Origin of the sequence: Shewanella sp. ISTPL2 (genome assembly GCF_013283205.1) — a bacterium.
Classification (GTDB): Bacteria; Pseudomonadota; Gammaproteobacteria; order Enterobacterales; family Shewanellaceae; genus Shewanella; species Shewanella oncorhynchi.
Genome location: NZ_JAAPAV010000001.1, coordinates 2,269,779 through 2,284,242, shown reverse-complemented (window position 1 = coordinate 2,284,242; position 14,464 = coordinate 2,269,779). Strand labels below are relative to the sequence as shown.

Sequence of the window (14,464 nt, the reverse complement as noted above, 5' to 3'; positions counted from 1 at the left end):
CTTACCCACCAACAACTCACACTAAATGGAGCAATAAATAGCCGGCTTACTCCATCACACCAGTCATTCGCTTAAATTTCATGCAATTCCGTTCAGTTGAAATACACGCTAAATCAGATATAAACCCTCTAATCCAACCTAAACACAAACTATTAAAGTATTGATTAATAATTAAAATAAAGACTAATTTTCATCTTATACAACCTATTAATAACCTATCGATCACAACGGAAGTAAAAACATCTAGACGTCTAAATTGACAGGTTCTCAGGGATCAAATATGCTTTGCCTCAAGTTGCTAGGATACGATGCCGAGGCAACACTGAATTTAAGCGAGTTTGACTGCCAAGGATCCTGCGGAAAAACCCTAAGCGAAAGAGAGATAACATTTGAGCAATCCAACAGCAGCACAGCACAGCCCGGCATCTTTTATTGCCCTGTTGCCATTATTTGTTTTCCTTGGTCTTTTCATTGGCGCGGGTGTGTATTTCCAAAGCCAAGGTGTCGACTTTGCCTTCTATCAATTACCCAGCGTTATCGCTATTTTACCTGCAATCATTCTGGCGTTGATTTTATCAAAACAGAAATTAAATCAATCGATTGATACCTTTATTGGCGGTATTGGTCACAGCAATATTATTGCTATGTGTTTAATTTACTTACTTGCAGGCGCCTTCGCTGCAGTCGCTAAAGCCACTGGCGGCGTCGATGCTACTGTTGCTCTTGGTTTATCGTTAATCCCATCGAACCTGTTACTACCTGGTTTCTTCGTGATCGCCGCTTTTATCGCAACGGCCATGGGAACCTCTATGGGGACAATCGCTGCTGTCGCTCCCATCGCCCTAGGCGTAGCCGACCAAGCGCAAATCGACTATGCACTGATGGCGGGAGCCGTGATGTCTGGCGCCCTATTTGGTGACAACTTGTCGATTATTTCCGATACTACGATTGCAGCTACGCGCACCCAAGGCTGTGATATGAAAGATAAATTTCGTGAAAATTTGATTTTCGCTATCCCCGCATCACTGCTAACTTTAATCGCCTTTGTATTTGCCGGACAAGGCCAAGCAGAATTAGCAACGCAGAATATCGATCTTATTAAGGTCATTCCTTATCTGACCATTTTGATCTTAGCTGTGGCAGGTCTGAACGTATTTGTGGTCTTGACCTTAGGTATCTTATTAGCGGGCGCAACCGGCCTGTTTACTATGGATTACGGCGTGATCCAATTCGGTAAAGATATTTATGCTGGCTTTAGCAATATGCAGGAGATTTTCATTCTATCTATGCTAGTGGGTGGTTTAGCCGCACTCATGCAGCAGCAAGGTGGTCTTGCCTTTGTGAGTAAACAGATTGAAAAGCTGATCACTCGTTTCTCCAAGGCGCAAGGTGAAGCTTCATGCCGCGCTGCTGAGCTAGGCATGGCAGGTATAGTCGCAGTGACTAACTCTTGTGTGGCTAACAACACAGTTTCTATCGTGGTGACGGGTGATATTGCAAAAGACTTAGCAGAGAAACATGGCGTGAGTCCAAAACGTGCCGCCAGCATACTCGATATTTTCGCCTGTATTATCCAAGGTTTAATCCCGTATGGTGCACAGGCACTCTTAATTGCTTCGACCTTTAGCATCACGCCATTAGCAGCGGTATCACACGCTTGGTACTGTATGATTTTAGCCGTAGTGGCTGTTGCGATTGTAATTTTCCGCAAACGACACTAAATGATATTTGAGTCGCATGAGTAGAATCTAACGTTTATGACAAGGGACGCACTAGGCGTTCCTTGTCATTTTAAAGCCCTCTTTTGGCGAAAAAGCATTAACTCGCTTGCCTTCATTAAACAATTCAGGCAAGTTACCGTATTCAATGTGGTCATATCCCGTCAGTATATTTTTAGTCCCCCATGAATCCTCTTTATCACCAAGAACCAAGTTATTACGATCTACATCGTCTTATTACATGGTTGATTGTAGGCGCAGCCTTTATTAGTGCTTCTGGAGTATTAATTGCTATTTATGCTGAATATCAAAACATTGGAGTTCAAGTCTTACAAATACGAGCTGATTTTTTAGGTAACTATATCAACTCCCCCCTCGCTTATGTGTTTAATTTAAGCTTATTGGCTGCGGGGCTCTGCATACTCATTTCAATGACCGGGCTCTACTTACTAAAACTAGATACGTTTAGCCAATGCATAGCACTTACAGGTGCTTGGGTAGGAGTCTCTGTGATTTTGATGGGAATATTCCCCATTAATTTTTTGAGCATACACAGAATAGTTTCAACGAGTTATCTATTAAGCACCCTCATCTTACACAGCCTTGTGATTATAGCGGGGATAGTGCCTCGGTTTATTTGCCCAAAGCCACTGTTCTATTTGAGCCTGATCAGCTTTTGTAGTGCCGTGAGTTTAACCCTGCAATTAGATTGGACAATATTGGATTTCCCTCCCTGTGTGCCCCAAACACACTTTTGTACTGTTTCAGCCAATATGTGGCTCCAAACTAACTTGAGTATCATTTGGTGTTTAAGCCTAGCCTTTGCAATGCGGCGCCTATCAAAAATACTGTATCATCGCGCCCAAGAACGCCAAATACTTTAGGGTAATCCATGCGCTTAGCAAAATACCTCGCCCAGTGTGGCATAGGCTCACGCCGTGAAGCCTGCCGTTTGATTGAGTCTGGGCGCATCACACTCAATGGCGGTATCGCCCGCCACACAGATCCCATCTGTTTGGACGAGTCATTACACTGCCTCGACCGTATTGAGTTTGATGGCAAACCTATCACTCAAACCGAAACGCTCGCCTATTGGGTATTTAACAAAGCTGTGGGCACGGATTGCCGTCTGCTTGAGCAGGATGAAACGAGCCTCATACACCTGCTTCCCAAAGCGCCAAGACTCTACCCCGTCGGCAGACTCGATAAAGATTCCCGCGGCCTGTTGCTGTTAACTAACGATGGTGAGCTAACCCATAAACTGATGCACCCCAGCTTTGCCCACAGCAAAACCTACCATGTGCGCCTCGATAGGCCATTCACTGATGATTTTGTTGAACAAATGGCCAGTGGAGTGCGTTATAAAGACCTGCAAACCCTGCCCTGCCAAGTCCACCGCCTCAGTTCGGACAGCTTTGAAATCGTGCTGACTCAGGGATTAAATCGACAAATTCGTAGGATGTCCAAGGCACTCGGATATCGCGTTATCGATCTTGAGCGCGTCGCCATAATGACACTGAATTTACGCAAATTAGCATTGGGTGAATTACAAGAAGGGCAAATGCGGCCACTAACAGAATCGGAAATTGCAGAGCTAAAAGCAGTACTGGCGATAAAATAAATTGATGGTTGGAATATTACATTAAGCCAATAGCTGATAATCGTCAGCCCCAAAGCAAGACCTTAGAGTTTTCCAAGTTTAGTTTGAATGCTTTAATCAAAATCAAAGTCGTGGGGCTTCACCCCACACCCGACCAAGGAGGACTGCTCGTCCTATCCTCCTTGGATGCTCCAAGACGCCCCCAACAGAGTTGAAAGCCCCTTGTGCTCATTGACAAATTTGCTATCGCTTCCGAAGGATGCGTCCCTTGTAGTGGCACACTAATTTTGGCCACCTAAATAGAGGTGATATTATTACCTCGTAGATGACTTTAGNGAAATCTGAGTGGATACCTGCCAGTGGTTATGGGAATTTTACAGAAGCAGATAAAGAGATCACAAATTACATCACTGGATATTACAGTGAGACCAGACCCCATCAATATAATGGTGGGTTAACGCCAAATGAGTCAGAACGTTTATATTGGAATGACTCTAAAACCGTGGCCAATTTTACTTGACCACTACATAATTGATCCTTTATCCGTATTCGGAGATGGGTGGGGCCGATGAAATACTCGTACTTCATCAAACAGCACAACTGCGACTCGAGAGCCTGCTCTTTCGGAAACGTCTGCACCTAATGCTTTAAACAAAGCTTCGATGTCCTTCCAGGGTGTAGTGCCGCTGGTAGGGCGAAGATAAAATTGCTCCAGTGTCTTTTGGTGCTTTCGCTTCACTAACTAATGGTACCATACCAAGGAACTAGGCATATAACGCCGCCATAATTTGCTGGTTGAAGCGCAGCGTAAGACAGTCAAATTGATGGCTTTGTGTACGCCCAGCATGGGCATGAACTAATGAGGTGAAAGTCCTCTGTAGGAAGGTCACTGTTCAATAACATCCTGTTATTAAACGTTAACTACTAGCGAATGGCAAGGGCTTATCCGCGAGGATTGGTTTGAAGGAGGCCGCTAGCAAATTTGCGAGCTGATGAACAAGAACATCATATGAGGCGTAGGCTAGAGGTGAGTTGGCAGGGCCTCCCCCACTAAGTAAGGGGACAAGACGATGAAACCACGTGATCTAATGGCCACCGTAAATGAGCAACCAGCCTTCAACAGCGATTTATTCCAACAACTGCTTCAGCCTGAGAATCTACACCGAGCTTGGCGTCAGGTTAAAGCCAATAATGGCGCGGCTGGTATCGATGGCATGACCATCGAAGCCTACCCGCTTTGGGTGCAGCAAGGCGGTTGGCAACAGTGTAATTCTCAACTTGAGTTAGGTGAATATCAACCCTCAGCAGTCAGACGCGTATAGATCGACAAACCCTATGGCGGTAAACGCAAACTGGGTATCCCTAACGTCATTGGTCGTGTGATACAGCAATCAATTGCTCAAATTCTCTCGCCGTTGTTTGACCCTTCCTTCTCGGCTAATAGCTTCGGCTTTAGACCGAATAGGAATGCCAAACAAGCGGTCTTGCAAGTCAGGGATATCATCAAACATAAACGCAAATTTGCCGTCGATGTTGATCTGTCCAAGTTCTTTGATCGAGTAAATCATGATCTCTTAATGACTCAGTTAAGGATCAAGGTACAGGATAAGCGTCTGCTGGCGCTTATTGGTAAATACCTGCGTGCAGGCGTGATGATCAACGACCAATTTGAAGCAAGCTTCGAAGGCGTACCTCAGGGCGGCCCACTCTCACCATTACTATCAAACATCATGTTGAATAGTCTGGATAAAGGGCTGGGAAGCAGAGGGCATCACTTCGCCCGCTACGCGGATGACTTTATCATCTTGGTCAAGTCTCAACGAGCGGGCGAACGTGTCCTCAAGAGTATTACTCGCTATCTTGCCACTAAGCTAAAACTGGTTGTATTAAGATTTCGAGTGTGACGTTTATCGCTTTACCTTTGGCGGGGATCACAGGTATTGCGATTGCTGTGTATCAAGGCACAAATCGCCCTAAGCTTGCATTGCTATTATCTGGGATAAAAATCTATGGTTTGTTACTGCCCCTGCTGGTCCTGTTACCTCAACTATCCTTTACAGATATTTCATTTATCACAGGCGCATTAAACATTAATATCATGCCAAACTCTTTGGTTAAGTTGTGGATGGCCTTTCCAATTGCGGACATCTTAGCTTGTCTCTTGAGTTTATTGATCATCAGTATTTGGCCTTTCATTCACGTGCCGCGAGCAAATCGAGTCAGTCATGGAGGTAATGCAAAATGAAGTTAGCCAAGATGAAAGACTCAAGCGCCATCGCATTAAATGAAACCAAAGTTCGCGCTAAAAAACTGCTCAAAGCTTGTCAGCAGGATGAGCCGTTAGCCAAGCAAAGAGTCGCGACCTTAATGGCGAAATTGGGCATATCACACTCAGATCTCCAGCTTAAGCATTGCCAACAAGTGATTACACGTGAGCTAGGGTTTATCGATTTTCATCATTGCCAGCGAGTCCTGTCGGGTAAAGCCATACTCGGGGATGATTGGGGAGGCTTATTCCACACTAAGCAATGTGACACATTACTCAATCATTGGTTTACTGGCTATTTAGCCGCGCGTGATTTTAATGCGCAAGTTGAGGACACATTGCTACTCCCCTACAAGAAGCAGTTTTTTGTGGTGGAGCGGCGGGATTACTGCAATGCGCTGAATTTGCTGATAATTTTTCAACCAGTGGATAATGCTGGCGAACCGACTATCCTGCGAGATCTGGTGAGCAGCTATGCTAATGCAGATTGGCATTCCTTTGCTCTTGCCATGGTCCAACACAAACTTCCCAAAGTGTAATGATGGCTGAGATTGTCTGGCATCATGTTGAATGAGGAAATCTAGAGTTAAATAATACAAGCAAAGTCATCATTGCTGATGGCTTTGCTTGTGAAATATGGCTGAAACACTGCGTTTCGGATCAGAAACGCAAGGCTAAAATAGCTAAAATGCAAAAAGCCGCTAATTGCTTAGCGGCTTTTTGACTAAATATGGCGGAGGAGCAGGGATTTGAACCCTGGGTGGGCTATAAACCCACGCCGGTTTTCAAGACCGGTGCATTAAACCACTCTGCCACCCCTCCGAACGAGGCGCATAATATAAGTAAGTCTGTTGACTGTAAAGCACTAACTCTCAATTATGCGCCAATTGTTGCTATTACACTCAATCCGCTGGATTTTGCTTCACATCGGACATTATGCCTACCCGTGCGGGATCTGGCTTAGTGAAATGTTTGGCAAAGTCGCCCCACTCTTGTTGACTCTTAAGTATATAGCCGGCCACAACTAAAATAGCGCAACATAGGATACCCCAACCAATCGCCACTTCACCAAGACTTGCCCACATAGCGACTAAGCTTGATGCACCAAAGGCAATGCTGATCTGTAAGAAGTTCTGTAATCCTGCGGCCTTAGCGGCATTCTGACTAAACTGCTGTAGCGCGCTGTTCACGACTATTGGATAAATTGCACCATTGGCCGCCGCTAAAATCGAGAACGAAATAAGCAGTGGGAAAATCGTGCTCGCGGGATAAATCAGCGTGAACATGATGATCGAAATAACGCAGGCTGCGAAAACCGACAACAAGATATTGAGTGTTTGATGCCCGCCAATGCGTTTTATCAGTAACTTACTCGCATAACCACCGACAATAAACATGATGGTTTGCGGGATAAAACTTAACCCAATTTCAGTCGCTTGATAACCGTGCATTTCCATCACAATCGGCCACACAGTTAAGTAGGCAAAGAAAGCACCGGAACAGGCACCGAAGATCACGACGTTGCCTAAATAGCGGGTGTTTTTCAAAATTTGCCCATAAGATACAGCAACATGTTCACTGTGTTTATGTTGACTCTTGCCTGGAACAAAGTACAAGGTCATCAATACCAGCAGAAAAGCGATAACACACAAGGAGATAAAGATTGCACGCCAGCCTAATTCGTTCAGAATATAAGCGCCAAGGATCGGTGCTAATGCAGGCGATAATGCGACCAATGGCATAATGTTGCTGAAAATACCTTGTGCTTTATCGGCATCATATTGTTCAACCACAATAGCTTGCCAAATAACCCCTGCACTACAGGCGCCAATGGCTTGGAAGAAGCGCGCGGTATTGAGCATTAATATAGAATCACTGTTGGCAATAAACACGCTAGCAATGGCAAATAAAACAAGGCCAAAGATCAGTGCCCAACGTTTGCCGATTTTATTGACTAACGGGCCGTAAAGCAGCTGACCTAAGGCAAGACCCGCAAGGAAACAGGTCAGTGACATCGCCACCTGTGATGGTGTGCTGTCAAATGAGCCTTCAATTGCTTTGAAAGCAGGCAAATACATGTCAGTGGCAATAAAGCCAAGCATGCTCAACATGGCTAAATAGAATAGAAACATAAAGAACTTTATGTTTACAAAGGTGTTACTAGACGTTTTCATAGAATAATCGGGTCGGATTGACTAAAGTGTGCAGTCTAAAGACTTGTTAAATTTATTGGAAACGTTTATTTTTGACTTGTGCTATCAATTATTTTCATTGGAATGGACGTCAGTTATGCTCTCAGAACAAGCGCTAGAACTCATTGATATTGTGGCTCGTGTAGGTAGTTTCACCGCGGCGGCGAATCGGCTACATAAAGTGCCCTCTGCCGTGAGCTACGCGGTCAAGCAAATAGAAGAAGAACTCGGCGTCATTCTTTTTGAACGGCATCATCGCAGCGTAACGTTAACACCAGCGGGTGAACATTTTGTGAAGCAAGCCAGAACCTTGCTCACGCAGATGGACGAGATGAAACGTGGCACTCAGCGCGTGGCAAATGGTTGGCAACCCACCTTGTCCATAGCCCTTGATAATATCGTCCGTGCCGACAGGATCAGCGTATTAATTGCTGACTTTTATCGACACTTCCATGATATTGAATTAATTATTCGCATTGAGGTCTTTAACGGGGTTTGGGAAGCGCTCGCCACGGGTCGCAGTGATATTGCTATTGGTGCGACAACCGCAATTCCAGTCGGTGGTGTTTACCAATATAAAGACATGGGGGATATTGAGTGGGCGTTTCTTGTTAGTAAAAATCATCCCTTGGCCAGTATTGACCGCCCATTAAGTGACGATGAGCTGCGCCCTTTTCCCTCGATTTGTTTAGAAGATACTTCTCGGGAAATTCCAAAACGTATGACTTGGTTGCTAGAGAATCAACGCAGGTTAGTCGTACCTGATTGGATTCGTGCCATTAACTGTTTCCGCGAAGGTTTAGGCGTCGGTTATATGCCAGTGCATTTAGCGAGCGTGTTTATTAAGGCGGGTGCGCTTGTTGAAAAACAACTGGAAAATCCAAAGCAGACAAGCCCTTGTTGCTTGGCGTGGAATGCTGACAAGATGTCGCCTGCACTCGCTTGGGTGCTGGAATATCTTGGCGATACTGAAAAATTGCACAAAGAGTGGCTGGCTTAAGCTTGGTTTAAACTCAATATGCTGATCTAGTCATTGAAATCAGCATTGAGTGTGATTGTGTACCGTCTGCTTATGTACAGACTAAATTTTTACCTTCATAGTGGATGAAGACGCAGATACAAGAATCTTATTTTTTTTGCTTTGCAGTTAAAGTTGAAATAAATAATTGAGTAAAATTTTGAAGATTAACAATTTGTTATTCATGGTTCTATGACTTTCACCCGTATCTCATGTACGGTATCATTGCACCAGTTAAGTTCATTTTAGGATTTTACGGGAACTTAGTGTGCTGTAAAAAATCAAAATGATCAGTTTGGAAATGTGTCAACGGAGATCAACATGACCCAAGAAACCTTATATTCGACGAGTACGTCAACACTGGAAGTGAACAAACTTCTTAAAAACACTTATATGCTGTTATCGATGACATTGGCATTCTCTGCCCTGTGTGCGGGTTTAGCAATGGCATTAAATATCAGTCCGTTAGTCTCCATTGGTTTATCGATTGGTGGCCTAGTACTGTTGTTTGTTACTTTACGTAAAGCCGAGTCTGCAGCGGGTATCTTCTGGGTGTTTGCCTTTACGGGTATGGAAGGTGCTTCACTGGGCTACATGCTCAATCACTACGCGGGTATGGCAAACGGTCCACAGCTGATCATGCAAGCACTGGGGTTAACGTCAGTGATTTTCGTTGCGTTATCAGCCTATGCCGTGACCACTAAGAAAGATTTCTCTTTCCTACGTGGATTCTTGTTCGCCGGCTTGATTGTGGTGATCGCCGCCGCTGTGATTAATATTTTTATGGGTAACAGTGTTGCCTTTATGGCAATTAACGCGGGCTTGGCGTTACTGATGACAGGTTTTATCCTGTTTGATACTAGTCGTATCGTCAATGGCGGCGAAACTAACTACATTCGCGCGACTATCTCGTTATACCTAGACTTCTTAAACCTCTTCATCGCGCTGTTACACCTGATGGGCATAGGCAACGATGACTAATCCTAGTTAGCGATTTTTAGCTTAACTTGCGTTAGAATGGCCCTACTTTTAGGGCCATTTTTATTTTAAATGAGCAAATTTATTATCCAAGTGAACGGGCCCGCTTATGGCACGTCGGCGAGTGTTAACGCCTTACGCTTCTCCCAAGCTGCACTTTTAGCTGGGCATCAGATTATCTGTGTGTTTTTTTATCAAGATGGCGTTTATAACTCCACAGATTTAAGCTTACCCGCCTCCGATGAAAATGATGTGATCAGTGACTGGAAACAGCTGGCGCAATCCCGTCAGGTCCCGTTAGTCAATTGCGTTTCTGCAGCGCTACGTCGTGGCATTGTGAGTCAGCAAGATGCCTGCGAGAATGGCCTAAGCCACTGGAATGTGGGCGAGTCATTTATCATGGGCGGTTTAGGTGAGCTAATCACAGGTATTGAATCGGCCGATCGTTTGATCAGTTTTTAACTCTCAGGGCTACTATGAAAAAATTGTGTATTCTATTTCGCTGCTCGCCACATGGTACTGTTCGTGGCCGCGAAGGTTTAGATCTTGCCCTGCTTAGCGCTAGCTTCGAACAAGAAGTGAGTTTAGTGTTTGTGGATGAAGGTGTGTTGCATTTGATTAAAGAGCAACAGCCTGAGCTTATCGGTGCTAAAGATTACATATCCACCTTTAAAGCACTGCCGCTGTATGATATTGGCTTTGTGTTAGTCTGTAAGCAATCCTTAGCCGATTACGGCTTAAGCCATGGCTTACTGTCGATCCCAGTCACAGTGGTCAACGATGAAGCCATCACAGCCCATTTAAACCAAGTGGATGAGGTCTTAGTATTCTAATGATTTTACACCATATTCAAACATCTCCCAGTCGAGATAACGCGCTAAAACTTTGTTTACGTTACGCCTGTAAGGAAGATGCGATTTTATTATCGAGTGATGGTGTTAACGCGTTACTGCTGCGTCAATGGGCAATGGCATTATCACCCTTCAAGCTGATGGTTTTAAAAGACGATGTTATCGCACGTGGTCTATCCGAACGTTTAAAGAACGTGATGTTTATCGATTACAATGAGTTTGTGGCTCAATCATTACTCCATGACAAGGTGATAACGTGGTAAATCCATTGCAATTTAATGGCGCAGAAATCGCCCGTGACCATCAAGGTTATTTAAAAAATCTTAACGATTGGCAACCCGATATGGCCCTGTTGTTAGCGGCAGAAGAGCAAATTGTACTTACGCCTGCACATTGGGAAGTGATTAACTTTGTTCGAGATTTCTATCTCGAATATAAAACGAGCCCTGCTATCCGAGTATTAGTTAAAGCCATTGGCCAAGCCTTAGGACCAGACAAAGGCAATTCTAAATACTTATATACCCTATTCCCGATTGGACCTGCGAAACAAGCAACGAAAATCGCGGGCCTGCCCAAACCAGCTAAGTGTATTTAATGGCAAAGGGTTAAGTCATCACGTAAACATGACACAAACAAAAAGGCATGTTCCTTTGGGAAACATGCCTTTCTTTTTACTTGAACAAAGTTGATAGGGTTATTTGACGTTTTCTAACACAACCCAGATGGCTTTGCCTACGGTGGCGAGCATTACAGCAAAAAATACTGCAATCACAGCGGTATAGGAAAGCCAACGGAGATAGCGCTGGCCTTTATCCATAGTATTATTTTGTGTTCCATTAGCCTATTTGAGTCAAACCGCTCATGTAAGGACGCAGAACTTCAGGGACTGTGATACTGCCATCAGCATTTTGATAGTTTTCTAAAATAGCCACTAAAGTACGACCCACAGCTAAACCTGAGCCGTTTAACGTATGCAATAGCGCAGGCTTATTATCTGCTTTCACGCGGTAACGTGCTTGCATACGACGGGCTTGGAAATCCTTCATGTTTGAGCAAGAAGAAATCTCACGATAGGTATTTTGTGCTGGTAACCAGACTTCGATATCGTAGGTTTTGCTTGAGCCAAAGCCCATATCGCCAGTACATAAAATCACTGTTCGATACGGTAAACCTAAACGCTGCAATACAGTTTCAGCATGACCTGTCAGCGCTTCAAGTGCCGCCATTGAATCTTCAGGCTTAACAATTTGCACCATTTCAACTTTATCGAATTGGTGCTGACGGATCAGACCACGGGTATCTTTGCCGTATGAGCCCGCTTCGCTGCGGAAACATGCAGTATGCGCTGTTAACTTTATTGGCAGCTCGTCTTCATCAACAATGCTATCGCGAACTAAGTTCGTTAATGGCACTTCTGCGGTTGGGATAAGGCTCAAGCCTTGGCCTTCTTCAGTCGCAGGTTTAGTGTGGAATAAATCTTCACCAAACTTAGGTAGCTGGCCTGTGCCGAGTAAGCTTGCCTCGTTAACCAGTAATGGCACATAGGCTTCGGTATAACCGTGCTCTGTGGTATGTAAGTCCAACATGAACTGACCAATGGCGCGGTTTAAGCGGGCGACTTGGCCTTTCATCACTATAAAACGTGAGCCAGTAATTTTAACGGCATTTTTAAAATCTAAGCCGTTTAGGCCTTCGCCTAAATCGATATGATCTTTAATCGGGAAATCAAAAGTGCGTGGCGTACCCCAACGTCTCACTTCAACGTTCTCTGTTTCATCGGCTCCCATTGGTACTGATTCATCAGGCAGGTTAGGCATAGACATGGCAATGGCATTGACTTCTTCAAGTACGGCGGCCAGTTCAATCTTTTTGGCATCCAACTGTGAACCTAAATCGCCCACTTGCGCCATGATCGCGTCAACATCTTCACCACGGGCTTTAGCTTGGCCAATAGATTTGGAGATGGCATTACGCGACGCTTGTAATTCTTCGGTAGCCACTTGCAGTGACTTACGCTTTTCTTCTAATTGAATGAGATGAGCTATGTCTAAAATAAAGCCACGGGTAGCCAGTCGCTCAGCGGTAACTTCTAATTCGTTGCGCAAAAATTTAGGATCTAACATGTGATATATTCTTAATAGTTAAATGCGAGAAAAAACCAGTTGTTGACCTAAGTACACCATGAATAAACATAGACTTAGATTCAACACCACATTCAAAATCGCCTTCAGCCAATCCCCTTCTTGCATCAGCAACAAGGTTTCATTAGAGAAAGTCGAAAACGTTGTCAAAGCACCTAATAGACCGATACCTATAAGCGCTTTGAGTTCAGGGCTGATATGACTCATTTGCCCCAGAGCGTAAATTACGCCCATAAAAAATGAACCTATAACATTAACCAACAGTGTACCAAAAGGAAAACTGCTGCCAAATACTTGGATCATGAATATTGAAATAAGATAGCGTAAAACTGCTCCAATTGACCCGCCGAAAGCCACTAATAAGATGTTAGTCATATCTTTTGTTCTCACTGGCTTGATCTAACTGGGCTAATTGCGCCAATTTATCTTTGATCCGCTTCTCAAACCCTCGCTCAGTCGGAAAATAAAACTGTGCTGTTTGCAGGGATTCGGGGAAATAATTTTCACCACTGGCATAGGCATTGGCTTCATCGTGGGCATATCGATACCCTGCACCCATGCCGATGTCTTTCATTAATTGAGTCGGTGCATTGCGTAAATGGTGCGGTACTTCGACTTGCCCTGTTTCGCGAGCTAACTCACGCGCAGCCTTAAATGCGGTATACACAGCGTTGCTCTTAGGCGCGCTGGCAAGGTAAACAATGGCTTGTGCTATTGCTCGCTCACCTTCTGCGGGGCCAACACGGTGAAAACAATCCCAGGCATTCAGTGCGATTGTCATCGCCGCAGGATCGGCATTGCCCACATCTTCAGAGGCAATCGCCAGTAAGCGCCTTGCCACGTAAAGCGGATCGCCACCGCCTTCTAATATTCGACAAAACCAATACAACGCCGCATCGGGTGCTGAGCCGCGAATGGATTTATGCACTGCTGAAATAAGATCGTAAAACTGATCGCCGTTCTTATCAAAACCAGCAACTTGGTGCCCCGCCACTTGAATTAACATTTCAGTGGTAAAGGTGCCACCGTCGATGAGCATATCACTCATCAACTCAATAAGATTTAACGCTTTACGGGCATCACCATCACAAAGTTGTGCCAATGTTGTGAGCACATCGGTTGGCATTACAAATCGTCGTAGGCCTAAACCGCGCTCGTTATCGTTTAAGGCTTGAGTCACTATATGGGCGATTTCATCATGGCTTAAGCGCTTGATAAGATAGACCCTTGCCCGCGAGAGTAAGGCATTATTGATTTCAAAAGACGGATTTTCTGTGGTCGCGCCGATAAAGATCACTGTGCCATCTTCAATAAATGGCAGAAAAGCATCCTGTTGACTCTTATTGAATCGGTGGACTTCATCGACAAACAATAAGGTACGTTGGCCACGGGATTCTGCAACGGCTTTTGCTTGCTCAATCGCGGCGCGAATGTCCTTAACGCCAGAGGTGACCGCGGAAATGCGTTCAACGTGAGCATTTGAATAATGTGCGATTAATTCGGCTAAGGTTGTTTTACCTGTGCCCGGCGGTCCCCACAACATCATGGAATGGGCGCGCCCTGCTTCCAATGCTTTGCGTAGTGGTTGGCCCTCACCCAGTAAATGGGCTTGACCTATGTACTCGCCAATCGTTCTTGGCCGCATGCGCGCGGCCAAGGGACGAAAATCGGGCGCAAAATTAAACGATAAACTGCTCACG

General features: G+C 44.8%; 18 protein-coding genes, 1 tRNA gene and 1 pseudogene. 13 read left to right on the top strand and 7 right to left on the bottom strand.

Going from position 1 to position 14,464, the window contains the following annotated elements:
* Window positions 1-389: 389 nt before the first annotated feature.
* The 3 genes and pseudogenes from HUB64_RS10100 to HUB64_RS10090 all read left to right on the top strand — a co-directional run.
* Window positions 390-1,721, top strand: coding sequence for a Na+/H+ antiporter NhaC family protein (locus HUB64_RS10100; protein ID WP_105250033.1), 1,332 nt, complete (start codon window positions 390-392; stop codon window positions 1,719-1,721).
* An 889-nt stretch (window positions 1,722-2,610) separates the two neighbouring features.
* Window positions 2,611-3,339 (top strand): 23S rRNA pseudouridine(2604) synthase RluF, encoded by a 729-nt coding sequence (locus HUB64_RS10095; RefSeq protein ID WP_173496923.1) that lies wholly within the window; start codon window positions 2,611-2,613, stop codon window positions 3,337-3,339.
* A 316-nt stretch (window positions 3,340-3,655) separates the two neighbouring features.
* A pseudogene (locus tag HUB64_RS10090) lies at window positions 3,656-3,838 on the top strand (IS3 family transposase); the annotation flags it as partial.
* A 3-nt stretch (window positions 3,839-3,841) separates the two neighbouring features.
* Here the strand turns inward: HUB64_RS10090 and HUB64_RS10085 are convergent.
* Complete coding sequence (locus HUB64_RS10085) at window positions 3,842-4,057, bottom strand: type II toxin-antitoxin system HicA family toxin (RefSeq protein WP_173244878.1); 216 nt, start codon at window positions 4,055-4,057, stop codon at window positions 3,842-3,844.
* Between the two features lie 331 nt (window positions 4,058-4,388).
* Here HUB64_RS10085 and HUB64_RS23160 point away from each other — a divergent pair, with 331 nt between their 5' ends.
* Genes HUB64_RS23160 through HUB64_RS10070 form a run of 4 tightly spaced genes read left to right on the top strand, consistent with a single transcriptional unit; the run spans window position 4,389 to window position 6,123 of the window.
* Window positions 4,389-4,640, top strand: a complete 252-nt coding sequence (locus HUB64_RS23160) for a hypothetical protein (RefSeq protein ID WP_251071047.1) — start codon at window positions 4,389-4,391, stop codon at window positions 4,638-4,640.
* Entirely contained in the window at window positions 4,641-5,222 is a 582-nt protein-coding gene (locus tag HUB64_RS10080) for a reverse transcriptase domain-containing protein (RefSeq protein WP_368039652.1), read from the top strand. It begins immediately after the preceding gene.
* Window positions 5,219-5,563: a hypothetical protein gene (locus HUB64_RS10075; protein WP_251071046.1), complete on the top strand. Its 345-nt coding sequence runs from the start codon at window positions 5,219-5,221 to the stop codon at window positions 5,561-5,563. The genes HUB64_RS10080 and HUB64_RS10075 overlap by 4 nt, the downstream gene beginning before the upstream one ends.
* Window positions 5,560-6,123 (top strand): hypothetical protein, encoded by a 564-nt coding sequence (locus HUB64_RS10070; RefSeq protein ID WP_173496922.1) that lies wholly within the window; start codon window positions 5,560-5,562, stop codon window positions 6,121-6,123. The genes HUB64_RS10075 and HUB64_RS10070 overlap by 4 nt, the downstream gene beginning before the upstream one ends.
* 192 nt (window positions 6,124-6,315) lie before the next feature.
* Here HUB64_RS10070 and HUB64_RS10065 read toward each other — a convergent pair.
* Window positions 6,316-6,406, bottom strand: a tRNA-Ser gene (locus HUB64_RS10065).
* 80 nt (window positions 6,407-6,486) lie between these two features.
* The gene (gene punC / locus HUB64_RS10060) at window positions 6,487-7,758 is read right to left on the bottom strand and encodes a purine nucleoside transporter PunC (RefSeq protein WP_173496921.1); all 1,272 of its coding nucleotides are present in this window, start codon (window positions 7,756-7,758) and stop codon (window positions 6,487-6,489) included.
* A gap of 115 nt (window positions 7,759-7,873) precedes the next feature.
* Here punC and punR point away from each other — a divergent pair, with 115 nt between their 5' ends.
* From punR to HUB64_RS10030, 6 genes are all read left to right on the top strand, one after another.
* Window positions 7,874-8,776 (top strand): DNA-binding transcriptional activator PunR, encoded by a 903-nt coding sequence (punR, locus tag HUB64_RS10055; protein ID WP_028759950.1) that lies wholly within the window; start codon window positions 7,874-7,876, stop codon window positions 8,774-8,776.
* Window positions 8,777-9,115: 339 nt separating this feature from the next.
* Window positions 9,116-9,775 carry a Bax inhibitor-1/YccA family protein gene (locus HUB64_RS10050; RefSeq protein WP_173496920.1) on the top strand — a complete coding sequence of 220 codons (660 nt, stop codon included), beginning with the start codon at window positions 9,116-9,118 and terminating at the stop codon, window positions 9,773-9,775.
* Window positions 9,776-9,844: 69 nt separating this feature from the next.
* Window positions 9,845-10,234: a sulfurtransferase complex subunit TusD gene (tusD, locus tag HUB64_RS10045; protein ID WP_173244870.1), complete on the top strand. Its 390-nt coding sequence runs from the start codon at window positions 9,845-9,847 to the stop codon at window positions 10,232-10,234.
* Between the two features lie 14 nt (window positions 10,235-10,248).
* A complete protein-coding gene (tusC, locus tag HUB64_RS10040; protein ID WP_173496919.1) occupies window positions 10,249-10,605 on the top strand; it encodes a sulfurtransferase complex subunit TusC in 357 nt (118 codons plus the stop codon).
* Complete coding sequence (gene tusB / locus HUB64_RS10035) at window positions 10,605-10,886, top strand: sulfurtransferase complex subunit TusB (RefSeq protein ID WP_173244863.1); 282 nt, start codon at window positions 10,605-10,607, stop codon at window positions 10,884-10,886. The genes tusC and tusB overlap by 1 nt, the downstream gene beginning before the upstream one ends.
* Entirely contained in the window at window positions 10,880-11,218 is a 339-nt protein-coding gene (locus tag HUB64_RS10030) for a TusE/DsrC/DsvC family sulfur relay protein (RefSeq protein ID WP_105252498.1), read from the top strand. The genes tusB and HUB64_RS10030 overlap by 7 nt, the downstream gene beginning before the upstream one ends.
* Window positions 11,219-11,317: 99 nt before the next feature.
* Here the strand turns inward: HUB64_RS10030 and HUB64_RS23305 are convergent, their stop codons facing one another.
* From HUB64_RS23305 to HUB64_RS10015, 4 genes are read right to left on the bottom strand one after another with little or no spacing between them, the layout of a single operon-like run.
* Window positions 11,318-11,440 (bottom strand): hypothetical protein, encoded by a 123-nt coding sequence (locus HUB64_RS23305; protein WP_028759944.1) that lies wholly within the window; start codon window positions 11,438-11,440, stop codon window positions 11,318-11,320.
* Between the two features lie 19 nt (window positions 11,441-11,459).
* On the bottom strand, window positions 11,460-12,746 hold the full coding sequence (gene serS / locus HUB64_RS10025) for a serine--tRNA ligase (RefSeq protein ID WP_173244859.1): 1,287 nt from the start codon (window positions 12,744-12,746) through the stop codon (window positions 11,460-11,462).
* Window positions 12,747-12,764: 18 nt separating this feature from the next.
* Window positions 12,765-13,139 (bottom strand): fluoride efflux transporter CrcB, encoded by a 375-nt coding sequence (gene crcB, locus HUB64_RS10020; protein WP_028759942.1) that lies wholly within the window; start codon window positions 13,137-13,139, stop codon window positions 12,765-12,767.
* Complete coding sequence (locus HUB64_RS10015) at window positions 13,132-14,463, bottom strand: replication-associated recombination protein A (protein WP_173244856.1); 1,332 nt, start codon at window positions 14,461-14,463, stop codon at window positions 13,132-13,134. Before HUB64_RS10015 ends, crcB begins: the two co-directional genes overlap by 8 nt.
* Window position 14,464: the final 1 nt, after the last annotated feature.

Bases quoted from the DNA above. Each gene is read 5' to 3' on its own strand.
- HUB64_RS23160 (WP_251071047.1), top strand. From the start codon at position 4,389: ATGAAACCACGTGATCTAATGGCCACCGTAAATGAGCAACCAGCCTTC.
- tusC (WP_173496919.1), top strand. From the start codon at position 10,249: ATGAAAAAATTGTGTATTCTATTTCGCTGCTCGCCACATGGTACTGTT.
- serS (WP_173244859.1), bottom strand. From the start codon at position 12,746: ATGTTAGATCCTAAATTTTTGCGCAACGAATTAGAAGTTACCGCTGAG.
- punC (WP_173496921.1), bottom strand. From the start codon at position 7,758: ATGAAAACGTCTAGTAACACCTTTGTAAACATAAAGTTCTTTATGTTT.
- tusD (WP_173244870.1), top strand. From the start codon at position 9,845: ATGAGCAAATTTATTATCCAAGTGAACGGGCCCGCTTATGGCACGTCG.
- crcB (WP_028759942.1), bottom strand. From the start codon at position 13,139: ATGACTAACATCTTATTAGTGGCTTTCGGCGGGTCAATTGGAGCAGTT.
- HUB64_RS10070 (WP_173496922.1), top strand. From the start codon at position 5,560: ATGAAGTTAGCCAAGATGAAAGACTCAAGCGCCATCGCATTAAATGAA.
- HUB64_RS10095 (WP_173496923.1), top strand. From the start codon at position 2,611: ATGCGCTTAGCAAAATACCTCGCCCAGTGTGGCATAGGCTCACGCCGT.
- HUB64_RS10050 (WP_173496920.1), top strand. From the start codon at position 9,116: ATGACCCAAGAAACCTTATATTCGACGAGTACGTCAACACTGGAAGTG.
- punR (WP_028759950.1), top strand. From the start codon at position 7,874: ATGCTCTCAGAACAAGCGCTAGAACTCATTGATATTGTGGCTCGTGTA.
- tusB (WP_173244863.1), top strand. From the start codon at position 10,605: ATGATTTTACACCATATTCAAACATCTCCCAGTCGAGATAACGCGCTA.
- HUB64_RS23305 (WP_028759944.1), bottom strand. From the start codon at position 11,440: ATGGATAAAGGCCAGCGCTATCTCCGTTGGCTTTCCTATACCGCTGTG.